This window comes from Tessaracoccus coleopterorum, from assembly GCF_011174705.1.
Classification (GTDB): domain Bacteria; phylum Actinomycetota; class Actinomycetes; order Propionibacteriales; family Propionibacteriaceae; genus Arachnia; species Arachnia coleopterorum.
Map to the genome: position 1 here is coordinate 323,818 of NZ_JAANIJ010000001.1, position 24,086 is coordinate 347,903.

28 protein-coding genes and 9 pseudogenes are annotated in these 24,086 nt (G+C 70.4%); 14 read left to right on the forward strand and 23 right to left on the reverse strand.

The genetic code is table 11. From position 1 onward, the window contains the following. Window positions 1-57: 57 nt before the first annotated feature. Together G7085_RS02085 and G7085_RS02090 are read right to left on the reverse strand one after the other, a co-directional pair. A complete protein-coding gene (locus tag G7085_RS02085; protein WP_197509806.1) occupies window positions 58-2,259 on the reverse strand; it encodes a polyribonucleotide nucleotidyltransferase in 2,202 nt (733 codons plus the stop codon). Window positions 2,260-2,474: 215 nt separating this feature from the next. Next, window positions 2,475-2,963: a hypothetical protein gene (locus tag G7085_RS02090; RefSeq protein ID WP_197509807.1), complete on the reverse strand. Its 489-nt coding sequence runs from the start codon at window positions 2,961-2,963 to the stop codon at window positions 2,475-2,477. Window positions 2,964-2,992: 29 nt separating this feature from the next. Between G7085_RS02090 and G7085_RS02095 the strand changes: the two genes are divergently transcribed. The 10 genes and pseudogenes from G7085_RS02095 (at window position 2,993) to G7085_RS02135 (ending at window position 6,839) form a co-directional block, all read left to right on the forward strand. After that, a complete protein-coding gene (locus tag G7085_RS02095) occupies window positions 2,993-3,181 on the forward strand; it encodes a hypothetical protein (RefSeq protein WP_197509808.1) in 189 nt (62 codons plus the stop codon). Continuing rightward, window positions 3,112-3,567 carry a proline dehydrogenase family protein gene (locus G7085_RS02100; RefSeq protein WP_197509809.1) on the forward strand — a complete coding sequence of 152 codons (456 nt, stop codon included), beginning with the start codon at window positions 3,112-3,114 and terminating at the stop codon, window positions 3,565-3,567. The genes G7085_RS02095 and G7085_RS02100 overlap by 70 nt, the downstream gene beginning before the upstream one ends. Next, a pseudogene (locus G7085_RS33855) lies at window positions 3,504-3,689 on the forward strand (proline dehydrogenase family protein); the annotation flags it as partial. The gene G7085_RS02100 and the pseudogene G7085_RS33855, both read left to right, overlap by 64 nt. Window positions 3,690-3,847: 158 nt before the next feature. Then, a complete protein-coding gene (locus G7085_RS29115) occupies window positions 3,848-4,279 on the forward strand; it encodes an aldehyde dehydrogenase family protein (RefSeq protein WP_331715423.1) in 432 nt (143 codons plus the stop codon). A 49-nt stretch (window positions 4,280-4,328) separates the two neighbouring features. Continuing rightward, window positions 4,329-4,781 (forward strand): annotated as a pseudogene (locus G7085_RS33860) (aldehyde dehydrogenase family protein); the annotation flags it as partial. A gap of 217 nt (window positions 4,782-4,998) precedes the next feature. Next, window positions 4,999-5,466: an aldehyde dehydrogenase family protein gene (locus G7085_RS02115; RefSeq protein WP_197509811.1), complete on the forward strand. Its 468-nt coding sequence runs from the start codon at window positions 4,999-5,001 to the stop codon at window positions 5,464-5,466. Between the two features lie 73 nt (window positions 5,467-5,539). Further along, window positions 5,540-5,788: a hypothetical protein gene (locus G7085_RS02120; protein ID WP_197509812.1), complete on the forward strand. Its 249-nt coding sequence runs from the start codon at window positions 5,540-5,542 to the stop codon at window positions 5,786-5,788. A gap of 78 nt (window positions 5,789-5,866) precedes the next feature. After that, window positions 5,867-6,220: a hypothetical protein gene (locus tag G7085_RS02125; protein ID WP_197509813.1), complete on the forward strand. Its 354-nt coding sequence runs from the start codon at window positions 5,867-5,869 to the stop codon at window positions 6,218-6,220. Further along, window positions 6,217-6,429: a hypothetical protein gene (locus G7085_RS02130; protein WP_197509814.1), complete on the forward strand. Its 213-nt coding sequence runs from the start codon at window positions 6,217-6,219 to the stop codon at window positions 6,427-6,429. Before G7085_RS02125 ends, G7085_RS02130 begins: the two co-directional genes overlap by 4 nt. After that, window positions 6,405-6,839, forward strand: coding sequence for a hypothetical protein (locus tag G7085_RS02135; RefSeq protein WP_197509815.1), 435 nt, complete (start codon window positions 6,405-6,407; stop codon window positions 6,837-6,839). The genes G7085_RS02130 and G7085_RS02135 overlap by 25 nt, the downstream gene beginning before the upstream one ends. Window positions 6,840-6,903: 64 nt before the next feature. Here the strand turns inward: G7085_RS02135 and rpsO are convergent, their stop codons facing one another. After that, a complete protein-coding gene (gene rpsO, locus G7085_RS02140; protein WP_197512703.1) occupies window positions 6,904-7,167 on the reverse strand; it encodes a 30S ribosomal protein S15 in 264 nt (87 codons plus the stop codon). A gap of 223 nt (window positions 7,168-7,390) precedes the next feature. Between rpsO and G7085_RS02145 the strand changes: the two genes are divergently transcribed. Continuing rightward, on the forward strand, window positions 7,391-7,870 hold the full coding sequence (locus G7085_RS02145; RefSeq protein WP_197509816.1) for a GNAT family N-acetyltransferase: 480 nt from the start codon (window positions 7,391-7,393) through the stop codon (window positions 7,868-7,870). Between the two features lie 59 nt (window positions 7,871-7,929). On the opposite strand, the pseudogene G7085_RS02150 reads toward G7085_RS02145, so the two are convergent. From G7085_RS02150 to G7085_RS33870, 7 genes and pseudogenes are all read right to left on the reverse strand, one after another. Continuing rightward, window positions 7,930-8,870, reverse strand: a pseudogene (locus G7085_RS02150) (bifunctional riboflavin kinase/FAD synthetase). A gap of 11 nt (window positions 8,871-8,881) precedes the next feature. Continuing rightward, window positions 8,882-9,742: pseudogene (truB, locus tag G7085_RS02155) on the reverse strand (tRNA pseudouridine(55) synthase TruB). After that, window positions 9,739-10,174: pseudogene (gene rbfA, locus G7085_RS02160) on the reverse strand (30S ribosome-binding factor RbfA). Before rbfA ends, truB begins: the two co-directional pseudogenes overlap by 4 nt. Next, a complete protein-coding gene (infB, locus tag G7085_RS02165) occupies window positions 10,174-12,012 on the reverse strand; it encodes a translation initiation factor IF-2 (RefSeq protein WP_231979146.1) in 1,839 nt (612 codons plus the stop codon). Before infB ends, rbfA begins: the two are co-directional and overlap by 1 nt. Continuing rightward, window positions 11,931-12,428 carry a hypothetical protein gene (locus G7085_RS33865; RefSeq protein WP_408647024.1) on the reverse strand — a complete coding sequence of 166 codons (498 nt, stop codon included), beginning with the start codon at window positions 12,426-12,428 and terminating at the stop codon, window positions 11,931-11,933. Before G7085_RS33865 ends, infB begins: the two co-directional genes overlap by 82 nt. A gap of 189 nt (window positions 12,429-12,617) precedes the next feature. After that, on the reverse strand, window positions 12,618-12,998 hold the full coding sequence (locus tag G7085_RS23450) for a translation initiation factor IF-2 N-terminal domain-containing protein (protein WP_331715424.1): 381 nt from the start codon (window positions 12,996-12,998) through the stop codon (window positions 12,618-12,620). A 54-nt stretch (window positions 12,999-13,052) separates the two neighbouring features. After that, the gene (locus tag G7085_RS33870) at window positions 13,053-13,526 is read right to left on the reverse strand and encodes a DUF448 domain-containing protein (protein ID WP_408647025.1); all 474 of its coding nucleotides are present in this window, start codon (window positions 13,524-13,526) and stop codon (window positions 13,053-13,055) included. Window positions 13,527-13,573: 47 nt separating this feature from the next. Between G7085_RS33870 and G7085_RS02175 the strand changes: the two genes are divergently transcribed. Next, on the forward strand, window positions 13,574-14,143 hold the full coding sequence (locus tag G7085_RS02175) for a hypothetical protein (protein ID WP_197509818.1): 570 nt from the start codon (window positions 13,574-13,576) through the stop codon (window positions 14,141-14,143). A 66-nt stretch (window positions 14,144-14,209) separates the two neighbouring features. Here the strand turns inward: G7085_RS02175 and G7085_RS02180 are convergent, their stop codons facing one another. The 7 genes and pseudogenes from G7085_RS02180 to rimP all read right to left on the reverse strand — a co-directional run bounded on the left by G7085_RS02180 (window position 14,210) and on the right by rimP (window position 17,582). Further along, window positions 14,210-14,395, reverse strand: coding sequence for a hypothetical protein (locus tag G7085_RS02180; protein ID WP_197509819.1), 186 nt, complete (start codon window positions 14,393-14,395; stop codon window positions 14,210-14,212). Continuing rightward, complete coding sequence (locus tag G7085_RS02185) at window positions 14,392-14,568, reverse strand: hypothetical protein (protein WP_197509820.1); 177 nt, start codon at window positions 14,566-14,568, stop codon at window positions 14,392-14,394. Before G7085_RS02185 ends, G7085_RS02180 begins: the two co-directional genes overlap by 4 nt. Before the next feature lie 29 nt (window positions 14,569-14,597). Continuing rightward, window positions 14,598-14,876 (reverse strand): sulfatase-like hydrolase/transferase, encoded by a 279-nt coding sequence (locus G7085_RS29125; RefSeq protein ID WP_197509821.1) that lies wholly within the window; start codon window positions 14,874-14,876, stop codon window positions 14,598-14,600. Continuing rightward, a complete protein-coding gene (locus G7085_RS29130) occupies window positions 14,861-15,334 on the reverse strand; it encodes a sulfatase-like hydrolase/transferase (RefSeq protein ID WP_197509822.1) in 474 nt (157 codons plus the stop codon). Before G7085_RS29130 ends, G7085_RS29125 begins: the two co-directional genes overlap by 16 nt. Next, on the reverse strand, window positions 15,271-16,086 hold the full coding sequence (locus G7085_RS02200) for a hypothetical protein (protein ID WP_197509823.1): 816 nt from the start codon (window positions 16,084-16,086) through the stop codon (window positions 15,271-15,273). Before G7085_RS02200 ends, G7085_RS29130 begins: the two co-directional genes overlap by 64 nt. Window positions 16,087-16,129: 43 nt before the next feature. After that, window positions 16,130-17,102, reverse strand: a pseudogene (gene nusA, locus G7085_RS02205) (transcription termination factor NusA). 1 nt (window position 17,103) lies between these two features. Further along, window positions 17,104-17,582: pseudogene (gene rimP / locus G7085_RS31855) on the reverse strand (ribosome maturation factor RimP). Window positions 17,583-17,806: 224 nt separating this feature from the next. On the opposite strand from rimP, the gene G7085_RS02215 reads away from it, so the two are divergent. Both G7085_RS02215 and G7085_RS02220 read left to right on the forward strand, forming a co-directional pair. Continuing rightward, the gene (locus tag G7085_RS02215; protein ID WP_197509824.1) at window positions 17,807-18,343 is read left to right on the forward strand and encodes a hypothetical protein; all 537 of its coding nucleotides are present in this window, start codon (window positions 17,807-17,809) and stop codon (window positions 18,341-18,343) included. Then, window positions 18,340-18,606: a DUF4439 domain-containing protein gene (locus tag G7085_RS02220; RefSeq protein ID WP_197509825.1), complete on the forward strand. Its 267-nt coding sequence runs from the start codon at window positions 18,340-18,342 to the stop codon at window positions 18,604-18,606. The genes G7085_RS02215 and G7085_RS02220 overlap by 4 nt, the downstream gene beginning before the upstream one ends. A 445-nt stretch (window positions 18,607-19,051) precedes the next feature. On the opposite strand, the pseudogene G7085_RS02225 reads toward G7085_RS02220, so the two are convergent. From G7085_RS02225 to G7085_RS02245, 6 genes and pseudogenes are all read right to left on the reverse strand, one after another. Further along, window positions 19,052-20,821: pseudogene (locus G7085_RS02225) on the reverse strand (proline--tRNA ligase). Window positions 20,822-20,842: 21 nt separating this feature from the next. Beyond that, the gene (locus G7085_RS29135) at window positions 20,843-20,974 is read right to left on the reverse strand and encodes a GNAT family N-acetyltransferase (protein WP_269451748.1); all 132 of its coding nucleotides are present in this window, start codon (window positions 20,972-20,974) and stop codon (window positions 20,843-20,845) included. Next, window positions 20,956-21,297 (reverse strand): hypothetical protein, encoded by a 342-nt coding sequence (locus G7085_RS02230; RefSeq protein WP_231979147.1) that lies wholly within the window; start codon window positions 21,295-21,297, stop codon window positions 20,956-20,958. The genes G7085_RS29135 and G7085_RS02230 overlap by 19 nt, the downstream gene beginning before the upstream one ends. Further along, the gene (locus tag G7085_RS02235; RefSeq protein WP_197509827.1) at window positions 21,297-21,629 is read right to left on the reverse strand and encodes a DUF4081 domain-containing protein; all 333 of its coding nucleotides are present in this window, start codon (window positions 21,627-21,629) and stop codon (window positions 21,297-21,299) included. The genes G7085_RS02230 and G7085_RS02235 overlap by 1 nt, the downstream gene beginning before the upstream one ends. Window positions 21,630-21,683: 54 nt before the next feature. Continuing rightward, window positions 21,684-22,825, reverse strand: a pseudogene (gene ispG, locus G7085_RS02240) (flavodoxin-dependent (E)-4-hydroxy-3-methylbut-2-enyl-diphosphate synthase). Window positions 22,826-22,844: 19 nt separating this feature from the next. Further along, a complete protein-coding gene (locus G7085_RS02245; protein ID WP_331715907.1) occupies window positions 22,845-23,966 on the reverse strand; it encodes an acyltransferase family protein in 1,122 nt (373 codons plus the stop codon). Window positions 23,967-24,086: the final 120 nt, after the last annotated feature.

The following is a 24,086-nucleotide window of genomic DNA, read 5'->3' on the forward strand; positions in this document are numbered from 1 at the left end:
GATGCGAGCCAGGTCGTTGCGCGCAGCGCGGCGCCTGTCATCGACATCAACCAGCGGTCACTCGGCCGCGGCCTCGGTCTCCTCGATCACCGGAACCAGCGACAGCTTGCCGCGGTCGTCGATGTCGGAGATCTCGACCTGCAGCTTCTGGCCGACCGACAGCACATCCTCGGCGGCCTCGACGCGCTGGCCACCGGCCAACGGACGCAGCTTCGAGATGTGCAGCAGGCCGTCCTTGCCCGGCATCAGCGACACGAAGGCACCGAAGTTGGTGAGCTTCACGACGGTGCCGAGGAAGCGCTCGCCGCGCTCCGGCATGTGCGGGTTCGCGATCGCGTTGATCTGCGCGACGGCCGCATCGGCCGCCTCGCCGGTCTCGGCACCGACGTACACGGTGCCGTCGTCCTCGATCGCGATGTTCGCGCCGGTCTCGTCCTGGATCTGGTTGATGATCTTGCCCTTCGGGCCGATGACCTCACCGATCTTGTCGACGGGGATGCGCAGCGAGATGATCCGCGGCGCGTAGGGGCTCATCTCATCGGGCACGTCGATGGCCTCGTGCATGACGTCGAGCAGGGTGTGACGCGCGTCACGGGCCTGCAGCAGCGCCTTCTGCAGCTCGACGGCGGGGATGCCGTTGAGCTTGGTGTCGAGCTGGAGGGCGGTGACGAAGTCACGGGTGCCCGCCACCTTGAAGTCCATGTCGCCGAGGGCGTCCTCGGCTCCGAGGATGTCGGTCAGCGCGATGTACTTCGTCTCGCCGTCGACGTCTTCGGACATGAGGCCCATCGCGATGCCCGCGACGGCGGCCTTGAGGGGCACACCGGCGTTGAGCAGCGACAGGGTCGACGCGCAGACCGAGCCCATCGAGGTGGAGCCGTTGGAGCCCAGCGCCTCGGACACCTGACGGATCGCGTAGGGGAACTCGCTGCGGGAAGGAAGCACGGGCACGAGGGCGCGCTCGGCGAGGGCGCCGTGGCCGATCTCACGACGCTTCGGCGACCCGACGCGGCCGGTCTCACCGGTCGAGAAGGGCGGGAAGTTGTAGTTGTGCATGTAGCGCTTGGTCGACTCCGGCGAGAGCGTGTCGATCTTCTGCTCCATGTCGAGCATGTTCAGCGTGGAGACGCCCAGGATCTGGGTCTCGCCGCGCTGGAACAGCGCCGATCCGTGCACGCGCGGGATGACCGCGACCTCGGCCGACAGTTCACGGATGTCGCTCGGGCCGCGGCCGTCGATGCGGATGCCCTCGGTGAGGGTCCGGTGGCGGACGATCTTCTTGGTCAGCGCCTTGACGGCGGCCGACACCTCGTTCAGACGGTCGGCGAACCTGTCGCTCAGCTGCTCGGTGACGTCCTGCCGGATGGCGTGGGTGGCGTCGTCGCGCTCCTGCTTGCCTGCGATGGTCATGGCCTCGGCCACGCGGTCAGAGGCGAGCTCGGAGACGGCCTCGAACACGTCGTCCTGGTAGTCACGGAAGACCGGGAAGTCGTAGGTCTCCTTGGGCAGCTTGGCCGCCAACTCGGACTGCGCGTCGCAGAGAGCCTTGATGAAGGGCTTCGCGGCCTCGAGGCCGTGCCCGACGACCTCTTCGGTCGGGGCGGTCTTGCCCGCGCGGACGTTGTCCCACGTGGCGTCGGTGCCGCCGGCCTCGACCATCATGATCGCGACGTCACCGTCGGCGAGCACGCGGCCCGCGACGACCATCTGGAAGCTGGACGAGGCGACCTGCTCGACGCTCGGGAAGGCGACCCACTGGTCCTCGATGAGGGCGACGCGGACGCCGCCGATCGGGCCGGAGAACGGGAGGCCCGCGATCTGGGTCGACATGGACGCCGCGTTGATCGCCACGACGTCGTACATCACGGTGGGGTTCAGCGCGAGGACGGTCACGACGACCTGGACCTCGTTGCGCAGACCCTTGACGAACGCGGGGCGCAGCGGGCGGTCGATGAGGCGGCACGCGAGGATCGCGCCCTCGCCCGGGCGTCCCTCACGACGGAAGAACGAGCCGGGGATACGGCCCGCGGCGTACATGCGCTCCTCGACATCCACGGTGAGTGGGAAGAAGTCGATCGCGTCGCGCGGGGTCTTCTGGGCGGTGGTCGCCGACAGAAGCATGGTGTCGCCGTCGAGGTAGACGGCGGCGGAGCCGTCGGCCTGCTGGGCGAGGGCACCCGCCTCGAAGCGGACGACGTGCTTGCCGTACTTGCCGTTGTCGATTACGGCCTCGGCGAATTCGATGCCTGGTCCTTCCACGGACAGGCTCCTTTCGGTTGGGCGCAGCCCAACCCGGGGCAGGATCTTGTTACCTGCCGCATCTGCCGGTCTTCGATCGAGACCTGCGGGGCGCACTGGGCACCCGAAGGTCACTACCGAGGACCAGACGGACATCGGGTTGGGCGGCTGGACTGAAGAACACAATCCAAGTCGATATGTGGTTGTGCGGCCACCATCCTACCGGTTCCCACCAATCACCGGCGCCACAGCGTGCGCTGGGCCACGATGGTGTCATGCGGATGAGTTCGCCGGCGGAACATCTCGACGACGCGGTCGCGACCGCGAGGAGGTGGGCCGAGGCCTGCCGCACCCTCCCGGAGCCGCGCGCGGCGACCCTGCTGGCGGACGTGCTGCGTCACGAGGACGGGCTGCGGTTCACGCTCGACTTCGTCGACCTGGTGCTGCGCCCCGAGGATCCGCGGGTGTCGGCCGCGGCCCTGCGCCGTCTGGCCCACACACCCGCACCGTTCCTTCCGGCCCCGCTGCGGCTCGGGCTGCGCGGCGTCGTCGCCCGGGCGCCGCGGCCGCTGCTTCCCGTGGTGCGGCGCGTGTTCGAGGCCCTGGTCGGCGACCTGGTGGTGGACGTGGGCCGCTCGCTCGGCCCGACGCTGGGCCGGCTGCGCTCCTCGGGCGCCGACCTCAACGTCAATCTGCTCGGTGAGGCGGTGCTGGGCGACCGCCACGCCTCCGACCGGCTGGGGCGACCATCGCGTTGCTGGGGCGCGACGACGTCGACTACGTGTCCATCAAGGTCTCCTCCGTGCTGGGGCAGCACGCGGCATGGGGTCATGCGTCGGCGGTCGACGACGCGGTCGCCCGCCTCCGTCCCTCATGCTGCTGGCGGCCCGCACCGACAAGTTCGTCAACCTCGACATGGAGGAGTACCGCGACCTGCACCTGACCCTCGACGTGCTGGAGCGGCTCACGCTCGACCCCGACCTGCTGGGGCTCCGCGCCGGCTTCGCCGTCCAGACGTACCTGCGGGAGTCGCCCCTGGTGCTCGACCGGGTCGACGACCTCGCCGCGCGTCGCGTCGCAGCGGGAGGCGCCCCGCTGAAGGTGCGGCTCGTCAAGGGCGCCAACCTCGCCATGGAGCGGGTTCAGGCCGAGGTGCACGGCTGGGCGCTTCCCGTCCACGGGTCGAAGGAGGCAACCGACGCCTCCTTCCTCGCCGCGCTGGACCGCTGCCTGACCCGGAGCGGGCGCGGCGCGTCCGGGTCGGTGTGGCCAGCCACAATGTCTTCTCGCTTGCCGCAGCCTGGGAACTCGCGAAGGCCCGGGGCGTGACCGACGCCGTCGACCTGGAGATGCTGTCGGGCATGGCCGTGCCGCTGCAGCGGGTCCTGCTGCGGGAGGTGGGCCGCCTGAGGCTGTACGTGCCGGTGGTGCCGCGCGCCGAATACGACTCGGCCGTCTCCTACCTGGTGCGCCGCCTCGAGGAGAACGCTGCGCCCGAGAACTTCATGTCGGGGCCGCGGCACTCGGCACCGACAGCGCGTTCCTCGACCTGGAGGAGCGACGGTTCCGGGCGGCGGCCGCGCACCGCCTCCCGGAACCCACCGGCTGGGTGGAGCAGACCCGACCCGCCGTCGGCCCGGCCTTCGTCAACACCCCCGACTCCGATCCTGCGCTCCCGACGAACCAGGCCTGGGCCGACGCGATCCGCGACCGGCTGCCCGCGGGCGCGCCGGGCACCGATGCGGTGGCCGGGGCCCGGCTGGGTGACGCCGACGGCGTGCGGGCCCTCATCGCCCGCACCGCGGAGGCGGGCCGGGCATGGGCACGGAGGCCCGCCGCGGAAAGGGCCGGGCTGCTGCACCGGCTGGGCGCGGAACTCGAGGCGGCCCGTGGCGACCTCATCACCGTCGCGGCCGACGAGGCGGGCAAGCTGATCGACCAGGCCGACGTGGAGGTCTCCGAGGCCTGCGACTTCGCGCACTACTACGCGACCCTCGCCGGGTCCGGTCCCGAAGGCGCCGTCCACGTGCCCCCGCGGTGACGGTGGTCGCGTCGCCCTGGAACTTCCCCATCGCCATCCCTCTGGGGGCGTGGCCGCCGCCCTCGCCGCCGGGTCGGGCGTCATCCTCAAGCCGGCGCACGCGACCCGGCGCACCGGGGCCCTGCTCGTCGACGCGTGTCACCGGGCCGGGTTTCCGCCCGGCCTCGTCTCGCTGGCGGTGGTCGACGACGGCAGGCTCGGACGCGCCCTGATCACCGACGGGGAGGTGGGCCAGGTGGTGCTGACCGGCGCTGCCGAGACGGCGGAGCTGTTCCGCTCCTGGCGCCCCGACCTGCCGCTGCTCGCCGAGACCTCCGGCAAGAACGCCATCGTGGTGACCCCCTCGGCCGACCTGGACCTCGCGGCCGCCGACCTGGTGGCCTCAGCCTTCGGCCACTCGGGCCAGAAATGCTCCGCAGCGTCGCTGGGGATCCTGGTGGGCCCGGTCGCCCGCTCGCGCCGGTTCCTGGACCAGGTGGTCGACGCAGCGGCCTCCCTCGTCGTCGCGGGTCCCGGAGACCCGGCCGCCCAGCTCGGCCCGCTCACCGAGCCGCCGGGCGACAAGTTGCTGCGGGGGCTCACCCGGCTCGGCCCGGGAGAATCCTGGCTGCTCGCCCCCGCCGGCTCGACGAGCGCCTCTGGACGCCCGGCATCCGCACCGGCGTCCGCCCCGGCAGCGAGTACCACCTGGTCGAGTACTTCGGCCCGTCCTCGGCCTGATGTCCGCCCACTCCCTCGAGGAGGCGATCCGGTGGCAGAACGGCACCGCATTCGGGCTCACCGCGGGGCTGCACTCGCTGGACGCGGCAGAGATCCGGGTTTGGCTCGACGCCGTCGAGGCGGGAAACCTGTATGTCAACCGGACCATCACCGGCGCAATCGTGCGCCGCCAGCCGTTCGGCGGCTGGAAGCGCTCGGCGGTCGGTCCCGGCGCAAAGGCGGGAGGGCCCGGGTACGTCCGCGCGCTCGGTGCGCTCCGTCCCGCGCCGCCGTCTTCGCGGACAGTCACGGTGTCGCTCCCCCGCCTCGCCCGGCTGCTCCGGGACGCGGCGCCGCTGGCAGGCGAAGACTTCGCCGCGGTGGTTGCCGCCGATGAGGCGGCCGTCCGCACCACCGTCGGGGTGCCGCACGACCCCTCTGCCCTGACCTCTGAGCTGAACGTGCTGCGCTACCGCCCCGTCCCGTGACGGTCCGGGTGGAGACCGACGAGGTGGCAGCGGTGCTGCGGGAGCTGTCGGCCGCGGTGGCGACGGGGCCCCGGTGCGGTTCTCGTTCGCGGCCCGACCCGCAGATGACCTCGCCGCCCTCATCGGCTCGGCGGGCGCCACGTGGGAGGTGACAGACGACGCAGCGTTCGACGGCGCCGCCACCGGCCGGATCCGGTACCTGGGCGGCCGCCCACTCACGGCGCTGCTCGGCACGGACATCGACGCCACCGTCCATCCCGGGCCGCCCCTGCCCGGCCTGGCGGGGCTCCTCCCTACGTGCGGGAGCAGTCCGTGTGTGTGACGAATCACCGGTTCGGGCATCCCAGCCCGGCCACGGAGACGCTCGGCCTCAGGGAGACGACATGGTGACACCGGCGCGTTGGCTGACGGGCGTGCGGCATCCGGAGGCCTTCCACGGCCGAGGCGTGCGCGGCGGCTACTTCGAGGGTGGTACTGCAAGCTCATCTCCCCGACCTCAACCAGCGCTGGGCGGTCATCCCCGGGTGTTCCGGGCACCCGGGACCCGGCCGGGGAGGCGTTCGTGCAGGTGCTCGACGGGCTCACGGGCCGCTCCTGGTACCACCGCTTCCCGGCCGCCGACTTCCGCGCCTCCGACCGGGCGTTCGCCGTCGAGGTGGGCCCCAACCGGTTCGACTCCACCGGTGTGCAGCTCGACCTGCCGCAGCTGACGGCCGGATCACCTACCCCGGCGGGATCGACCCGTATCCGGTGACGGCGCGGGTGCCGGGCATCATGGGCTGGTACGGCTACGTGCCGGTCATGGAATGCAGGCACGGCATCGTGTCGTTCGGCCACGATCTCGAAGGCACCCTCATCGTCGAGGGCCGGCCGACGTCCTTCCAGGGCGGCAGGGCTACCTGGAGACCGACTGGGGAAGGTCGTTCCCATCGGGCTACGTGTGGGTCGCCAGCAACCATCTGAGCGACCTGGAGGGCGCACCGGATGACGGCTCGCTGACGGCGTCATGCGCCATCATCCCGGTGTCGGACGCACCTTCCGCGGCTCCATCGTGGCGCTGCGGCGGGCGGGCCGGATCAGCACCTGGGCGACCTGGAACGGGTCGCGCGACACCGTCCTCGAGATCACCGACGACCACGTCACCTGGCGCATGCAGGGTCCCGACGGCGTGCTGGCACTCGGAGCGACCCGGCCCGGGCGGGTTGCTGCACGCCCCGCTGCGCACCGCGATGCACCGTCGCGTCGAGGAGACCCTCGACGCCCGGGTCACGATCCACCACACCGGCCACGACGGCTCCATGCTCTTCGCGGGCACGGGGGCGGCCGCAGGGCTCGAGGTGTTCGGCGACACCGATCGGCTCATCGCGCTCTGACGGCCGACGAAAAGAGGCGGGGCACCCCCGAAGGGATGCCCCGCCTGAAGCGATTCGAGCGAGCTCAGCGACGCAGGCCGAGGCGCGCGATCAGCTCACGGTAGTGCTCGACGTCGTTCTTGGCGACGTAGTTGAGCAGGCGGCGGCGCTGGCCGACCATGAGCATCAGGCCGCGACGGCTGTGGTGATCGCCCTTGTGCTGCTTCAGGTGCTCGGTGAGGTGAGCGATCCGCTTGGTCAGCAGAGCGATCTGCACGTCGGGCGAACCGGTGTCGCCAGGCGTGGTCGCGTACTCTTCGATGATCGTCTTCTTCATTTCAGCGTCCATCTTCGGGACTCCCTTCGTCCGCTGCACGGCGCCCCACTCGCGGATGCTTTCGGGCTCTTACGAGGCCGTGGCCGATCTGACGGCAACCTCTGCACTTTAGCATCGGGGCCGGACGGCGGCCTAATCGGTGGGGCGTGGTTCCGGGTATCCCAAACCTCGCGCTGCCCCGCCGGGGTGCCACAGCCGCTAGGCTGGGACCGACGCTACGTCACGAAGGAGAGACATGGCCATCACGGTACGGCGGGTCACCGCGGATGATCTCGCATTGCTCCGCGCCCGACAGGCACGACCCGACCTGGGCCTCGTCGACAAGCATTTTGCGGCGCAGGAGGCCGGTTCGCTGATCTTCGCGGTCGCGTTCAACGACGGCGAGCCCATCGGCACCGCCCTGCTCGACCTCGAAAGCCAGGAGTACGCGCCCGAACTGCGCAACATGTACGTGTACCCCGGGGCCAGACGCCTCGGTGCCGGTCGCGCGTTGAGTGGGTTCCTCGAGGCTGAGGCCCGCTCGGCCGGCCACACCGCCGTCTATCTCGCCGTCGACCCGAACAATGAGAAGGCCGTGCCGCTGTACGTGTCGCTCGAGTACCACCCCACCGGCGAGCACCTCTTCGTGGAGGATCCCGAGGTGCAGCAGGTGGAGGAGGGCAAGGAGGCGAGCAAGCACTACGCCGTCTACAAGAAGTCGCTGACGGTGCGCTGACCCCAGAAGACTGAGAGCCCCCGGGAGGTCCCGGGGGCTCTGCCATGTCTCAGGCCGTGTCAGAGGCGCCTGGTGATCCCGAGTTCGGCACAGGCCGCCTCGACGTCGTCCTTCATCTGCGAGATGAGCCCGTCTACCCCGTCGAACCTCACCTGGCCGCGCAGCCGGGCCACGAAGTCGACGGCGATCTCCACGCCGTACAGCTCCAGATCGGTGCGGTCGATCACGTAGCTCTCGACCCGGTGGTCGGCGCCGTCGAAGGTCGGGTTCGTGCCCACCGAGATGGCGGCGGCCATCGGTTCGGCGCCGGGTTCGTCCAGGCGCGTCACCCAGCCCGCGTAGACGCCGTCGGCGGGGACGGCCAGGTCCGAGGGCACACTCAGGTTCGCGGTGGGGAAGCCGAGCTCGCGGCCCCGCTGGTCACCCACCACCACCACGCCACGGAACCGGAAGGGGCGATCCAGATGCTTGGCTGCCTCCGCCACATCGCCCGCCGCGAGCAGGTCGCGGATCCCGCTGGAGCAGCTCACCTGCTCGTCGACGGTGGCGAGCGGCATGCCGTGCACCTCGAACCGGCCCGCGCCGAGCTCGGCGAGCACCTTCACGTCGCCGGAGGCGCGGTGGCCGAACCGGAAGTTCTCCCCCACCACGACGCGCACAGGGTGCAGCGGTATCAGGAAACGTTCGACGAACTCCGCGGGTGTGAGCCCTGCGACCTCGGGACCGAACCGGACGACCCGCACCTCGTGGGCGCCCGCCTCCTTGAGCAGTTCGATGCGGGTGCGCAGGTCGGTGAGCAGCTTGGGCGCCAGATCCGGGCGCAGCACCGTGACGGGATGGGGCCAGAAGGTGACGACGACCAGCGGAAGGTGGTCCATCCCCGGGTCGCCTCCTGCAGCACGCTTCGGTGTCCGACATGGACGCCGTCGAAGTTGCCGATCACGACGACCGTTCCGGTGCTTCCGCCCGCCGCAGTTCTGGTGCTTCCCACAGCAGACAAATCTTCCACGCTCACGTCAGGACCGCAACCGGCCGCGAGCCGGTCTCCGTCGGCTCGTACAGAGCCAGCAGCGTGCCGTCGGGGCGATCATGCCCGTGGGACGCGACGGCACCCCGCGGGTGAGGGGGCGGCCGAAGCCGATGTCGGCGGCCTCCTCCCGGGTGACGTCGACGACGGGGAAGCTGAGCCGTGCCGCGTCGGCCATGGTCATGAGGGTGGGCGGCTCGTCGCCGAGGGTGACGGCGTCGTCGAGGCTGTAGTTCCCGATGCGGGTGCGGCGCAGCGCCGTCAGGTGCCCACCGACGCCGAGGGCGGCGCCCAGGTCACGCGCGATGGCACGCACGTACGTGCCGGAACTGCATTCGACGTCGAGATCGACATCGAGAAAGGCCCCTCCGGCCGGACGTCGAGGACGTCGAGCCGGGAGATCGTCACGGGGCGGGCCCTGAGTTCGACGCTCTCCCCGCCCGGGCCAGGGCGTAGGCACGCTTCCCGTCGACCTTGATGGCCGAGACGGTGGTGGGGACCTGGAGGATGTCGCCGCGCTGCGGCTCGAGCGCAGTATCGACGGTGTCACGCGTCAGCGCGGAGGCGTCAGCGACCGGGGTCACTTCCCCGTCGGCGTCGTCGGTGTTCGATGATGCGCCGAGCCGCAGGGTGGCCAGGTAGCGCTTGTCCTGGAGGGCGAGGTGCCCGAGCATCCTCGTGGCGCGGTTGACTCCGAGGATGAGCACGCCGGTCGCCATCGGGTCGAGGGTTCCGGCGTGCCCGATCTTCCGGGTACCGAGAAGGCGGCGGAGTTTACCGACCACCTGGTGGGAGGTGACCGCCGACGGCTTGTCGACGATCACCACCCCGGAAGGTGAACTCACTGGGAGTCGTCCTCGGCTTCCCGCGGCTTCCTGTACGGATCGGCTCCGCCGGCGAAGGTCTTACCCTCGGAGGCGGCCGCGACCGCGGCGTCGGTGGCCTGGACCTGCGCGAGCAGGTCCTCGATCTGGCGCACCGACTCGTTCGTCGCGTCGAGGACGAACTCCAGCGTCGGGGTGAACTTCATCCCAGCTGCTGGCCGACGGTGGAGCGGAGCAGGCCCTTGGCCGACTCCAACGCCGCCGCCGTGCCCACGCGGGCCTCGTCGTCACCGAGCACCGTGTAGAAGGCCGTCGCCTCACGGTTGTCGCCGGTGAGGCGCACCTCCGTGACGGTCATGAACCCCAGCCGGGGTCCTTGATCCTGGTCTGGATCGTCTGAGCCAGGATCACCTGGATCTGATCCGCCAGCTTGGCGTTGCGGGGTCCCACCATCATTCGCGCTCCTTCTCGACCATCTCGAACGTCTCGATGACGTCGCCGATCTTGATGTCGTTGTAGTTGGAGACGGTGATGCCACACTCGAAGCCCTCGCGGACCTCCGTGGCATCGTCCTTCTCGCGACGCAGCGACGCGATGGAGGTCTCCGCGATCACGATGCCGTCGCGCAGCAGGCGGGCCTTGGCGTTGCGACGGATGGTGCCGTCGCTGACCATGCAGCCCGCGATGTTGCCGAACTTCGACGACCGGAAGATCTCGCGGATCTCCGCGTGACCGCGGATCTCCTCGGCGTAGATCGGCTTGAGCATGCCCTTGAGCGCCGCCTCGATCTCGTCGATCGCCGAGTAGATGACCGAGTAGAACCGGATGTCCACGTTCTCCCGGTCGGCCAGCTGGGCGGCGTGCGGGGTCGGGCGGACATTGAAGCCGATGATGACGGCCTTGGATGCGGCGGCCAGCGACACGTTGGTCTCGGTGATGGCACCGACACCACGGTCGATGACGCGCAGCGACACCTCGTCGCCGACCTCGATCTTGCTGAGGGCGTCCTCGAGGGCCTCGACCGAACCTGCGCCGTCGCCCTTGAGGATGAGGAGCAGCTCCTGCGTCTCGCCCTTCTCCAGCTGCTCGAACAGCTGGTCGAGGGTCTTGCGGCGACCGGACTTCGCCTGCTGCGCCGCACGCATGCGGGCCTCACGCTTGTCTGCGATCTGGCGGGCCATGCGGTCGTCGTCGACAACGAGGAAGTTGTCGCCTGCACCCGGCACGGACGTCAGGCCGAGCACCTGGACAGGCATCGACGGCGGGGCCTCGGTGAGCGTCTCACCCTGGTCGTTGATCAGGGCGCGGACCCGGCCGTGGGCGGAGCCCGCGACGATCGAGTCGCCGATGCGGAGCGTGCCGCGGTGCACCAGGACGGTGGCAACGGGACCGCGACCCTTGTCGAGGTGCGCCTCGATGGCCACACCCTGCGCGGGCATGTCCGGGTTGGCCCGGAGATCCAGCGCGGCGTCGGCCGTGAGCACGATCGACTCGAGCAGGGTCGCGAGACCCTCACCTGTGACGGCCGAGACGTCGACAAACTGCGTGTCGCCGCCGTACTCCTCGGGGACGAGGCCGAACTCGGAGAGCTGACCGCGGACCCGCGTCGGGTCGGCAGCTTCCTTGTCGATCTTGTTCACCGCGACCACGACGGGCACGTCGGCCGCCTTGGCGTGGTTGAGCGCCTCGATCGTCTGCGGCATCACGCCGTCATCCGCCGCGACGACCAGCACCGCGATGTCCGTGGACTTCGCGCCACGGGCACGCATGGCGGTGAACGCCTCGTGACCCGGCGTATCGATGAAGGTGATCCTGCGCTCCACGTCGTCGACCTCGGTCTCGACCTGGTAGGCGCCGATGGCCTGCGTGATACCGCCGGCCTCGCGTGCCTGCACGTTCGAGTTGCGCAGCGCGTCGAGCAGCTTCGTCTTGCCGTGGTCGACGTGGCCCATGACGGTGACGACCGGCGGGCGCGACTCGAGGTCGTCCTCGTCGCCGATGTCCTCGCCGAACTCCAGGTCGAAGCTCTCGAGCAGCTCGCGGTCCTCGTCCTCGGGCGAGACGACCTCGATGCGGTAGTCGAGCTCCGCGCCCAGCACCTCGAGGGTGTCGTCGGCAACGGACTGCGTCGCGGTCACCATCTCGCCCAGGTGGAACAACACCTGCACGAGCGACGCCGCCTCCACGCCGATCTTCTCGGCCAGGTCGGTCAGGGACGCGCCGCGACGCAGGCGGACGGTCTGGCCGTCGCCCTTGCGGACGCGCACGCCGCCGATCGCCGGGGCCTCCATCTGATCGAACTCTTGCCTGCGCTGCTTCTTCGACTTGCGTCCACGCTTACCGCCGGCGCCACCGCGACCGAAGGCACCCTGTGTGCCACCACGACCGCGGCCACCGCCGCGACCACCGGCGGGACCGCCGCCCATGGGCGGGCCGCCCGCACCGGGACGGTTGCCACCGCCGCCGCCTGCGCCGCCGCGCCCACGGCCGGGGCCACCGGCTCCGGGACGCGAGGGCGGGTGCCGATGGCGGCGTTGGCCGTCTTCGGCATCATGGCCGGGTTGGGGCGCGGCATGCCGGGAAGGCCGCCGGTGCCACCGGGACGGGGCATCCGATCGGACTGGCCGGGACGCGGTGCGCCCGCGCCCTCACGACGCTGACCGCCGCCCTCGGGGCGGTTGTTCGGGCGACGCTGCTGCGTGCCCATGCCCTGAGCGGGAGCGAACGGGTTGTTGCCGGGGCGGGGCGCTCCCGGCTTGCGCGGGCCGGGGTCGGCGCACCGCCGGGGCGGGGACCCGGGGCACCGGGACGCGGGCCGGGGGTCGCACCGCCGGGGCGGGAACCGGGTGTCGCGGGGCGCGGCGCACCGGGGCGGGCCGCCGGAGCGGGCTTCGCCTCAGGCGTCGGCGCAGGGCGCGGCGCGGGCCGGGGCGCGGCCGGACGGGGAGCCTCGGCCGCCGGCGGCGCCTTCGGCTCGGGGCACCGGGGTTGCCGCGGGGCGGCGGGGCCGCCGGCGCGGTGCGGGGCTCCGGGCTTCGGTGCGCTGCCCGCCGGCTTCGGGCGGCGGGCGCAGCGGGAACCGGTGCGGGGTTGGCCGCCGGCTTCCGGGCAGCGTCGTCTCCCCGCCGAATGCTTCGCGGACGCGACGCACTACGGGTGCTTCAAGGGTTGAGGAGGGACCGCGGACGTATTCGCCCATCTCTCCCAGTTTTGCAAGAAGATCCTTGCTGGTGATCCCGATTTCCTTGGCGATCTCGTGGACTCGAGGCTTAGCCACTACTCTCCTTCGTGGGTCCGACCTGCCAAGGCCGGATTCCCTAGTTGTGCTTGGTCATCGTTGGGTACTCATCGAGTGGTCATGAGCGTTAGGCCCACCTTCTGGTTGCCGCCCCAAAGGGCGTGGAACGATGTGCCCGCGCATGCGCAGGCCGCTGACCATCATATCCCGCCGAGGCCCGAGCTTCCACCTGAGCGCGTCGCGCCGGTGGATGGGCCCCCATGCGGGGCCGACGGGGCGCCCTCGACGCCCGGGCTCACACGCTGAGCGTCGCGCCGGGGCCGAACGTGCGCCGGATCGCCTGGCGCCTCTCCGCGAGTTCGAAGCAGCCGGCGTGCAGGTAGGCGCCCCGACCCCGAGCCGCGGCGCGGTGCCGTCGACGACGACGTCACCGCGCCGCACCAGGCGGACGAGTTCGTTCTGGGGTGCGCGCGCCCGGCACGCGATGCAGGTGCGGAGGGGATCACGGGGCACGATCCTACGGGCATTCCCAGCCCGGCACAGCCCCACCACAGGTGGCGCCCGCATCGTGGGAGGGCCCGGGACACCCCGGGCCCGACGGAAGGAAGTAGGACATGGGCAAGAAGCTCATTCTGGGTATCTCTGCGGCGGCGATGGCTGCGGGGTGGGCCTCGGGCCACCCAGTTGGCCAACGCCGAGACCACCACACCCACCCCGACACCGACCAGGACCGCGTCCCGTCACCGGGAGGCACCACCTCCGACGGGGACACCCGTCATGCGGGACGCGGCGACCACCGGGGAGGTGGCATGGGGATCGACCTGTCGGCGCTGGCCACCAGGCTCGGCGTCGACGAGGACAGGCTCGAGGCGGCCGTCACGACCGTCCGCGACTCGACCCGCGACGGGGAGCGGCCGACCACACCCCCGACCGAGGCCGAACGCACCGCCCGTGGGACGGCCTTCGCCAAGGCCCTCGCGGCAGAGTTGGGCCTCGACGAGAAGGTGGTGACCGACGCATTGGACGGGCTGCGCACCGCGGCCGAGGCCGAGCGCACGGCGGATCAGAAGGAGCGCCTCGACCGGGCGGTCACCGACGGCACCCTGACCCAGGCCGAGGCCGACGCCGTCCAGAAGGCGCTCGACGAGGGCATCGTCTCGATGCGGGGAGGGAGGAACCGCTGACCTGAGCAGACGCGGCAGCAGATGACGGTGGGCCGGGGCTTCCGCTCCGGCCCACCGTCATGCAGGTCACTTCGAGGCGTGGAACGCGTCGTAGCGGTTCCCGGTCTCGACGTACCACTTCAGCGCGATGTCGACCTGCTCGTCGATCCAGGCCTGGTCGGTCTCATCGGCGAGGTCATTGGTCTCGTGCGGATCGACCGACAGGTCGAAGACCTCGTCCCTCCGGTCACCGAAGTGGTGGATCACCTTCATGTCGCCGTTGAGCGTGGCCGTGCAGCGGCCGCGGGCCCAGCATGTCGCAACGAGCGGCCCTGCTCCTCACCCGAGGCCAGGGAGGGGCGGTAGGCCAGATCGCTGATCAGGTCGAAGCCGAGCAGGTCCACCGCGGTGGGCAGCACCGCGAGCTGGTTCGCGGGTCCCTCCACCAGCTGGCCACCACGCTCTGGGTCATGGATCAGGTACGGGATCCGGATGCCCTCCTCGTAGATGGTGTTGTCGTGCTGGTAGATGCGGTGCTCGCCGAACCCTCGCCGTGGTCGCCCGTGACCACGAAGACGGTGTTCTCGTAGAGACCGAGCTCCTTGAACATGTCGATCACATGGCTCACGAACTGGTCCTGGTAGTGGATGCCGTTGAGGTACTCGTTCAGCATCGGGTTGTCGACGAAGTCGATCGGGGTGACGCCGGGGAGCTTGTAGTCGTGGTGGCCGGAGACCGTCAGCATGCCGAGCATGAACGGCCCGTCGCCGTGCTCCTCGAGCCACTCGCGCTCGGGCCGAGCATGATGTCGTCCTCGTAGCCGAAGTAGTTGGCCTTGCTGAACCCGGCCTTGCTCATCTCGTCGACCGGGAAGAAGTCACGGTAGCCGAAGTTGGCCGTGGTACCGCGCCTGCGCTCGAAGTGCTCGGTTGCTGTCTGGAAGTACGCCGTGGCATAGCCCTGCTCGGCCAGCAGTTCGGGGAGACACTTCCCGGGCAGGCTGCCGGGATCGGCCTCGGTGTTCTCGTCGTCGAGCGGCGGGGCCATTCCGCAGGTGACCGCGGTGATGGACTTCGACGTGTGCGGGAGCAGGGAATACCCGCGCTCGGGCCGCAACGATTCCTCGGCCAACGAGTCGAGGAACGGCGTCACCGGCTGCCTCGTCTCCGGCAGCGTCGAGGTTGCCCGCTGGGACTCCAACGTGATGAGCACCAGGTTGCGGGGCGCGCCCCGCGTGGGACGAGGGTGGTGGTCTCCGGTGTCGCGAGGGGCTCCTCGTCCGCGAGCGAGGCTGGGTAGGCCATCGCCTCCCGCACCGGGGTGACGGCGAGTTGTACCGGGGCGGCGAGCGCGAACGCGGCCGACACGGTCGGGGCGCTCCAGACCGAGGAGACGAGGAGCGCCACGAGTACCGCGGCGCCCGCGTACTTCAGCCCGGCCTTCGGGCGGCGCCGGATCAGTCTGGACACCAGCGGTCCGAACAGCGGCGGGAACACGGTGGCGCCCAGCACCACGAACACGAGCAGGAGGATGGTCGAGTTCGTCAACTGTGACTGGAGCAGCGCGTTCAGTTCACCCTGTTGCCGCCACGCGTACGCGATCTGGGCGAGGGTCAACGGCTGCCCGGTGCGCTTGACGTACTCGTGGCTGATGACGGTGAAGATGCCGAGCACCAGAGTCAGGACGTGCGCGACGTAGAAGGCCACGGTGCGCGCGGTCCCCTTCGTGAGCCAGCAGGCCAGCAGCCAGAGGAGCACCCAGGCCCCGCCGAAGGCGACATCCGAGGCGACCTTCACGGCCACCTCGCCGGGGCCGGCGGCAGGGAAGAACTGCCCGATCCGCTGAAGCTTCAGGCTGACGCCCAGCACCCCGACGGGCACGAGCAACACGAGGAGGCGGCCCCAGACATGCCGGGGTCGCGTAGACGATCTGTGAAACAACGGTGAACGGAACTCATCGTCCATAGATGCTACGCGACCTCCGCAAGACGGCGGAAACCGTCACGGCTCAGCCCTGGGCGGCCACGTCAGGCTGAATGTCGATCCGCCAGCCCGTGAGGCGGGCGGCGAGGCGGGCGTTCTGCCCCTCCCGGCCGATGGCGAGCGACAGCTGGTAGTCGGGCACGATGGCCCGGCAGGCGCGGGCGGACTCGTCGACCACCGTCACGGAGAGCACCTTCGCGGGCGAGAGGGCCGCCGCCACGAACCGGGCCGGGTCGTCGGAGTAGTCGACGATGTCGATCTTCTCCTCGCCCAGTTCGTTGGTTACGGCACGGACCCGCTGCCCCATGGGGCCGATGAAGGCGCCCTTCGCTGAGACGTTCGGGTCGTGCGACTGCACGGCGATCTTGGTGCGGTGGCCTGCCTCGCGGGCCACCTCCTTGATCTCGACGACGCCCTTGTCGATCTCAGGGACCTCGAGGGCGAACAGCTTGCGCACCAGGTTGGGATGCGTGCGCGACACCACGACCGACGGGCCACGCAGTTCGCGGCGGACGCTGACGACGTAGACGCGGAGCCTACGGCCGTGCGAGTAGTCCTCGCCGGGCACCTGCTCGGCAAGCGGCATGATGGCCTCGAGGGTGCCGAGATCGACGCGCACCGCGGTCGAGGCGCGGTCCTGCTGGATCGTGCCGACGAGGATGTCGCCCTCGCTGCCCGCGAAGTGGCCGAACTTCTGGTCGTCCTCGGCCTCACGGATGCGCTGGAAGATCACCTGTCGCGCGGTGGCGGCCGCGATGCGTCCGAAGTCCTCCGGGGTGTCGTCGAAGAAGCCGATCACCTCGTCGTCGTCGTCGAACTCGGGGCGAGCACGGACACCTTTCCGGTGCGGCGGTCGACCTCGACCTTGACGCCGCGCAGCGCGTGCGGGGTCTTGTTGTACGCGTTGAGGAGCGCGTCCTCCAGCGTCTTGAGGAGATAGTCCATGGGATCTCCCGATCCCGCTCGATGGCCCTGAGGGCAGCCAGATCCACATCCATGTCAGTTCTCCTCTTCGCCCTCGAACGAGCGGTTCATCTCGACCTGCACGACGGCCTTCCCGATCGAGGCGACGGCGAAGCTCCGCGCCGCGCCCTCGACATCGAGCGTGACGGTGTCGTCGGACACCTCGACGATGCGCCCCACGACCTGATCGTCCCCGACCCACAGCTTCACGAGCCGGTCGCGGTTGCGCCGGAAGTGCTTCGCCTCGGTCAGTGGCTTCGACACGCCCCTGGTGCTGACCTCGAGCGTGTAGGGGGCCTTCCCGACGGCGGGGTTCTCATCGAGGGCGATGGAGATGGCCGACGAGGCTGACGCGATGTCGTCGAGCAGGGGGCCACGCCCATCGGGCCCGTCACCGTCGACGGTGATCCGGAGCACCGACCGCTTGCCGATCGGGTCACATCGAGTCGGTCCAACTCGAGTCCGTGCTGCTCCAAGATGGGCTCAATCACGCGTGCGATCTGCGATTCCTGCATGCCGAGACCTCCATATCCGGTTGTTCGCCTTGTTGTAGGGACGCAATCATACCGGCCCAGCGAGGGGCGGCCGCCGCGGCGGGCGCGTTAGGCTGTGCCAATGCCTGTCACCCGCCGCGCCGTGCTCGTCGCGCTCACCCTCGGCGTCAGCGGGTGCGCCGCCAGCCCCGTGATCAACGGCTCCCCGCCGTCGCCCGAGCCCGCCGCCACCGACGCAGCACCCGGTGGATGCCGCGGCACAGCTGGCCGTCGCGACGCTGGCGGCCACCCTCCGCGCGGTGGGCGACGTCGAGGGATGGGCCACGGCCGGGTGGACGGCCGCCGCCTCCGCCCAGTGCGACGCGCAGCTCACGGTGCTGTCGCTCCCTGACCCGTTCGTCGCCGACCCGCAGACCCCTTCACCGTCGCGACCCCGCGGCCCGCGACCCCGCCTCCCTCGCGGAGGCCACCTCGGCGGTCGACGCCCAGCTCGCCGCGACGGTGTCCGCCCTCGAGGCCGCGGCCGCGGCCGCCGCGGAGGGGACTCCCGCCTGCTCTACGCCTCGGCCGCCACGTCGACGTCCGCGCTGACCGACCGGGCGCTGGTCCCGGCCACCTCGGACGCCGCACCGGCCCGGCTGCAGGCCACGACGCTGGAGGCATCCGTGCCCATCGCGCTGAGCCACGCCTGGGCGCTCGTGTACGGCCTGGGGTCGGTATCGGGCGGCTCGGCTCCAAGGATCCGCTGCGGGCGCTCGGCACGGCCCGGCTGGCCATCGTGAAGGGGCTGCGCAACGACCTGCGGGCGGTGCTCACGGGTGAGCCACCCGAGCAGCCGGCCGCCTTCGAACTGCCGAACCCGATGACGACACCCGATGAGATCCGCGCCGCCTGGGCACAGTTGGAGACGAACCTGCTCGACGGGTACGCCCGGTTGGTGGCGGCGTCCGACGATCCGCGGTGGCGGACCGCGATGCTCGCCCAGATCGCCCCGGTGCAGGCCCTGGGCGGACGGCTGGGGCCCTGGCCGGGCTGGATCGCCTGACACGGGACCCGATCCCGGCCAAAATGGCACCATGACAAGGGAATGGACCGGACGGGGATGGCAGGTCACCGGGGCGGTACTGCTGAGCCTCGCCGTCGCCTGGATGCTCGCCCCCACCTACCCGATGGAGTGGATGGGCAACCCCGCCACCGGCGTGGGCCACGTGACCTACCACAGCTGGTTCGACCCGATGGCCCCCGGCTACGCGGCCTTCCATGTGCCGGTGCTGCTGCTGTGCGGGCTGGTCGCCGCGGCCGGCGCCTGGTACGGGGTCTGGACCGGGGTCCCGGAGCGCTATCCCGCCTGGTGGGCGCTGGCCGGGATCGCGGCGTTCATGGGGTGGTCACTTGTGATCGGCTTCAGCGCGCTGACGCTCGTTCCGCAGCTGCTCCTCGGGCTGGCGCGGCGGGCCTCCTGCTGGCCACCCGCCGCGCGCGCCCGGCCGTCAGCGCGCCAGCAGGGCGCCGATCGAGCTGACCGCGTCGCCGACGGCGATCTCGGTCTTCTCGCCGGTGCGGCGGTCGCGCAGCTCCACCTTCCCGTCGACCAGCCCGCGGCCGATCACGAGGATCACCGGCATGCCGAGGATCTCGGCGTCGGCGAACTTCACGCCGGGGCTGGCCTTGCGGTCGTCGACGAGGACGTCGACGCCGATCGCGTCGAGTTCGCCCGCGATGCGCGCGGCCTCGTCGAAGACGGCCTGGTCCTTGCCGGTCGCCACGATGTGGACCTGGAAGGGGCAAGTGCGACGGGCCAGCACAGGCCCTTGTCGTCGGCGGTCGCCTCGGCGACGGCCGCCACGGCCCGGGAGACCCCGACGCCGTAGGAGCCCATCGTGACGACCTGCAGCTTGCCGTTCTGGTCAAGCACCTTGAGGTCCAGCGACTCGGCGTACTTCCTCCCGAGCTGGAAGATGTGGCCCATCTCGATGCCGCGGGCAAGGGTGAGCGGGCCGGAGCCGTCGGGGCGGGGTCGCCCTCGCGTACCTCCGCTACGTCCAGGACGCCGTCGGCGACGAAGTCGCGGCCGGCGGTGACGCCGGAGAGGTGCTCATCGACGACGTTTGCGCCGGTCACCCAGTGGGTGCCCTCGACCACGCGGGGTCGGTCAGGTAGGTGATGCCGGTGACGGACTCCTCACCGAGCACCCGGGTGCCGTCGAGGCTGGCCGGGGAAATGAAGCCGACGTGCAGGGCCGGGTAGGCCTCGAAGTCCTCGGCTGTGAAAGGCTCGGCGGTGGCGGGCTCGAGGGCCGCCTCGAGGCGCTTCAGGTCGACCTCGCGATCGCCCGGAAGACCCAGGGCGAGCGGGTGGCGGGTGCCGTCGGGTTCCGTGACCATCACCAGCACGTTCTTGAGCGTGTCCGAGCCGTCCCAGGGCGGTCCTCGCGGGGCAGGTTCGCGTTCAGCAGGGCGACGACGCCGGCGATGGTGCCGACATCGGGCGTCGCGACCCTCGCCATGGCGGGGCGGCGGCCGGGTCGAGCGCGGCGGGCGGCGTGACGCGGACGGCCTCGACGTTGGCCGCATAACCACCGGGCGACCGCACGAAGGTGTCCTCACCGTTGTCGGCCACGGCGAGGAACTCCTCGGAACGCGACCCACCCATGGCGCCCGCCATGGCGGCGACGATGACGAACTCGAGGCCGAGGCGCTCGAAGATGCGGATGTAGGCCGCGCGGTGGCGCTGGTACGCGGCCTCGAGGCCGTCCTGGTCGAGGTCGAAGGAGTAGGAGTCCTTCATCACGAACTCGCGGCCGCGGAGCAGGCCGGCGCGGGGGCGTGCCTCGTCGCGGTATTTCGTCTGGATCTGGAACAGCGTCAGAGGCAGGTCCTTGTACGAGGAGTACAGGTCCTTCACCAGCAGGGTGAACATCTCCTCGTGGGTGGGCCGAGCAGCATGTCGGCCCCCTTCCGGTCGACCACCCGGAACAGGTTGTCGCCGTACTCGGTCCACCGGTTGGTGAGTTCGTAGGGCTCCCGCGGCAGCAGCGCCGGGAAGTGAACCTCCTGGCCGCCGATGGCCTCCATCTCCTCGCGGACGACGGCCTCGACCTTCTGCAGCACCTTCAGGCCCAGCGGGAGCCACGTGTAGATGCCGGGCGCGGCACGGCGGATGTAGCCGGCGCGCACCAGCCACCGGTGGCTCGGCACCTCGGCCGCGGCGGGGTCGTCGCGGAGCGTGCGGACGAACAGGGAGGAAAGGTTGGAGATCACGGGGCTACTTTAGCGCCCAGCTCAGTAGTGGACCGTCGCGAGCGCCCCGACCTCGATGAACCCGAGCCGCTCATAGGCGTGGATGGCCGCGGTGTTGAAGTCGTTGACGTAGAGGCTGATGGCCGGGTAGTCGTTCATGGCGAGGCGCAGCATGCCCGAGAGCGCGGGCACACTGAGGCGCTCACCCCTGCGGTCGGGGCGACCCAGACGCCCTGGAGCTGTGCCTGCGTGCGGTACCTGGGACCGAGGTCGGCCTTGAAGATGACCCGGCCGTCCTCGACGATGCCGAAGGCCTCACCGCGGCGGAGCCGGTCCAGCACGAACCGCTCATAGCCCGGGCCGTACTTGAACGGTGAACTGCCGATCTCGTCGGTGTACATGTGCACGGAGGCGTCGAGGTAGGACTCGTAGTCCTCCTCCGTCAGGAGCCTGACCCTCGGGTCGGGCTCCGGGGCCGGTGGCTCATCGAGCAGCATCAGCGGCTGCCGCCTGCGGACGTTGGAGACGCTCCCCCACGCCCGCGCCACCGCTCCGCGAGGCCGACGAAGACACCGAGCACGGAGATCGCCGGGCCGAGGATCGACGTGCAGCGTCGGACCGGGCCGAGGTGGTTCACGTAGACCGGGAGCGCATCGGGGTCGAAGCCCGCGATGAACAGGGTGCCACCCTCGAGCAGCACGGAACTCAGCCCGTCCTCGCGTTCGAAGCCGAACAGCTTTCCGAGCCTGCGACGGTCGATGCCGTACTGGTCGACCTTTGACGCGAGGAACAGGTTCTCGACCGGGCTACGGGCCAGGAAGTCGAGCACCAGGTCCCGATCCGAAGGGCCCAATGGGCGTAGCCGGGGTTCATGCAGGAAACATTAGGAGACGCTGACCTCGGGCTGGCCGACTTCACCCATCTCGGCGGCGAGCCGGCGAGCCTCGGTGAGCAGCGTCTCGACGATCTGATCCTCCGGAACGGTCTTGATGACCTCACCCTTGACGAAGATCTGGCCCTTTCCGTTGCCTGAGGCGACACCCAGGTCGGCCTCGCGTGCCTCGCCCGGGCCGTTGACGACGCAACCCATGACGGCGACCCTGAGCGGTGCCTCCATGCCCTCGAGGCCCAAGGTGACCTGCTCGGCGAGCGTGTACACGTCCACCTGGGCCCGGCCACAGGACGGGCACGACACGATGTCGAGCTTGCGGGGCCGCAGGTTCAGCGACTCGAGGATCTTGAGGCCGACCTTGACCTCCTCTGCGGGCGGAGCCGACAGCGAGACGCGGATGGTGTCGCCGATGCCCTCAGAGAGCAGCGCTCCGAACGCGACGGAGCTCTTGATGGTGCCCTGGAACGCCGGGCCCGCCTCGGTGACGCCGAGATGCAGCGGGTAGTCGCACTTTTCGCTCAGCAGCTCGTAGGCGCGCACCATGACGATCGGATCGTTGTGCTTCACGGAGATCTTGAAGTCGTAGAAGCCGACGTCCTCGAACAGCGACGCCTCCCAGAGTGCGGACTCGACCAGCGCCTCGGGAGTCGGGGCGCCGTACTTGGCGAGCAGCCGCTTGTCGAGGGAGCCGGCGTTGACGCCGATGCGGAGGCTGACGCCCGCGTCCGCGGCCGCCTTCGCGATCTCGGCGACCTTGTCGTCGAACTGCTTGATGTTGCCCGGGTTGACCCGGACGGCGGCGCAGCCCGCGTCGATGGCCGCGAACACGTACTTCGGCTGGAAGTGGATGTCTGCGATCACCGGGATCTGCGACTTCCCGGCGATGATGGGCAGGGCATCCGCATCGTCCTGGCTCGGCACCGCGACGCGCACGATGTCGCAGCCGGTGGCGGTGAGCTCGGCGATCTGCTGCAGCGTCGCGTTGATGTCGGTGGTCTTCGTCGTGGTCATCGACTGCACGCTGATCGGGGCATCGCCTCCGACGAGCACCTTGCCCACCTTGATCTGTCGCGTCTTGCGTCGCGGAGCGAGGGTGAGGGGGCGGGCGCGGGCATACCGAGGTTCACGGACATGCTTCCAAGGTTAGTACTCTCACCCTGAAACGCTGGAAACGCGCCCCGGTGAGGCGGCCGGAGCGTGGTCGTCCGCGCCCCGCGTGTCACCTGGCCCACCGTCCCGCGGGGCCTCGTCCGCCGTCGGCCTCCGCCGCCCCGGCCTCCCCGGATCGGGCGGATGCGGGGTCAACACCCGCTCCAGCGCGGGGCGCAGCAGCCGGCGGCCGGGCCGCTCGACCCACCTTTCGATGGCCCACGCCACCACGAGGGTGAACGTGAGCGCCACCGCGAGCACGACCCACTTGTTCAGGTGCGGCGCGAGGGTCTGGATGATGGCCCAGCCCCAGTTCTCGTGGATGAGGTAGACGGGGTAGGTGAGGGCACCCGCCACCGACATCCAGCGCCAGCCGAGGTACTTCAGCGGGCTGAGGGTCACGGCAATGACCAGCCCGAACAGCGACAGCACGACGATGGTGGCCACCGACGGTGACAGTTCGAGCCCCGTGACGCGCTGCATCGTGCCCATGACGAACAGGTCGACCGTCTGCTGGGTGGCGATGGCGACGCAGTAGGCCACCAGCAGCCAGCGCAGCAACGAGTGCCCGTACCGGTGGATCAGGAAGATGGCCATGCCGCCGCAGAAGAGGGCGGCGTAGCGGGGGCTGAGCAGATCGACGAGAAGGGTGTTCTCGGCCGTGGCCGCCATCCCGGCCGCGATCGGCCACAGGACGATGAAGGCCATCAGCCGACGCTCGTTCATGCCGATGGCGATGAGGCACGCGCCCATGATGTAGAAGAGCAACTCAACCCAGAGAGTCCAGTAGACACCGTCCACGTGGCCGACGCCGAGCGCCTCCTGCATCATCGTCAGGTTCACCAGGATCTTGGTGGGGCTTGCCGGCTTGAAGACATCGACGGCGACCCAGGTGAGCAGCCCCGTGGCGAGCACAGCGACCCAGTACGCCGGGTAGAGGCGGGCGACGCGGGACGCCACGAACTGGCCGACCGTCCGGCCCTGGGCCGACAGCAGGATCACGAACCCGCTGACGATGAAGAACAATTGGACGCCCAACGCCCCGTAGCCGCTGAACTTCGAGACGAACTGGAACTCCTCGATGGCCGGTCGGCCCCAGCGCCTCCACGAACTGGGCGGTCCAATGCTAGGCGACCACGGCGAGGGCGGCGCACAACCTCAACAGGTCGAGCAGGAAGAACCGGGGTTGCGCGACCGGGGCGGAACCCGAGCGGGCCCGGGTGGAAAACGACACGGCGCACACCC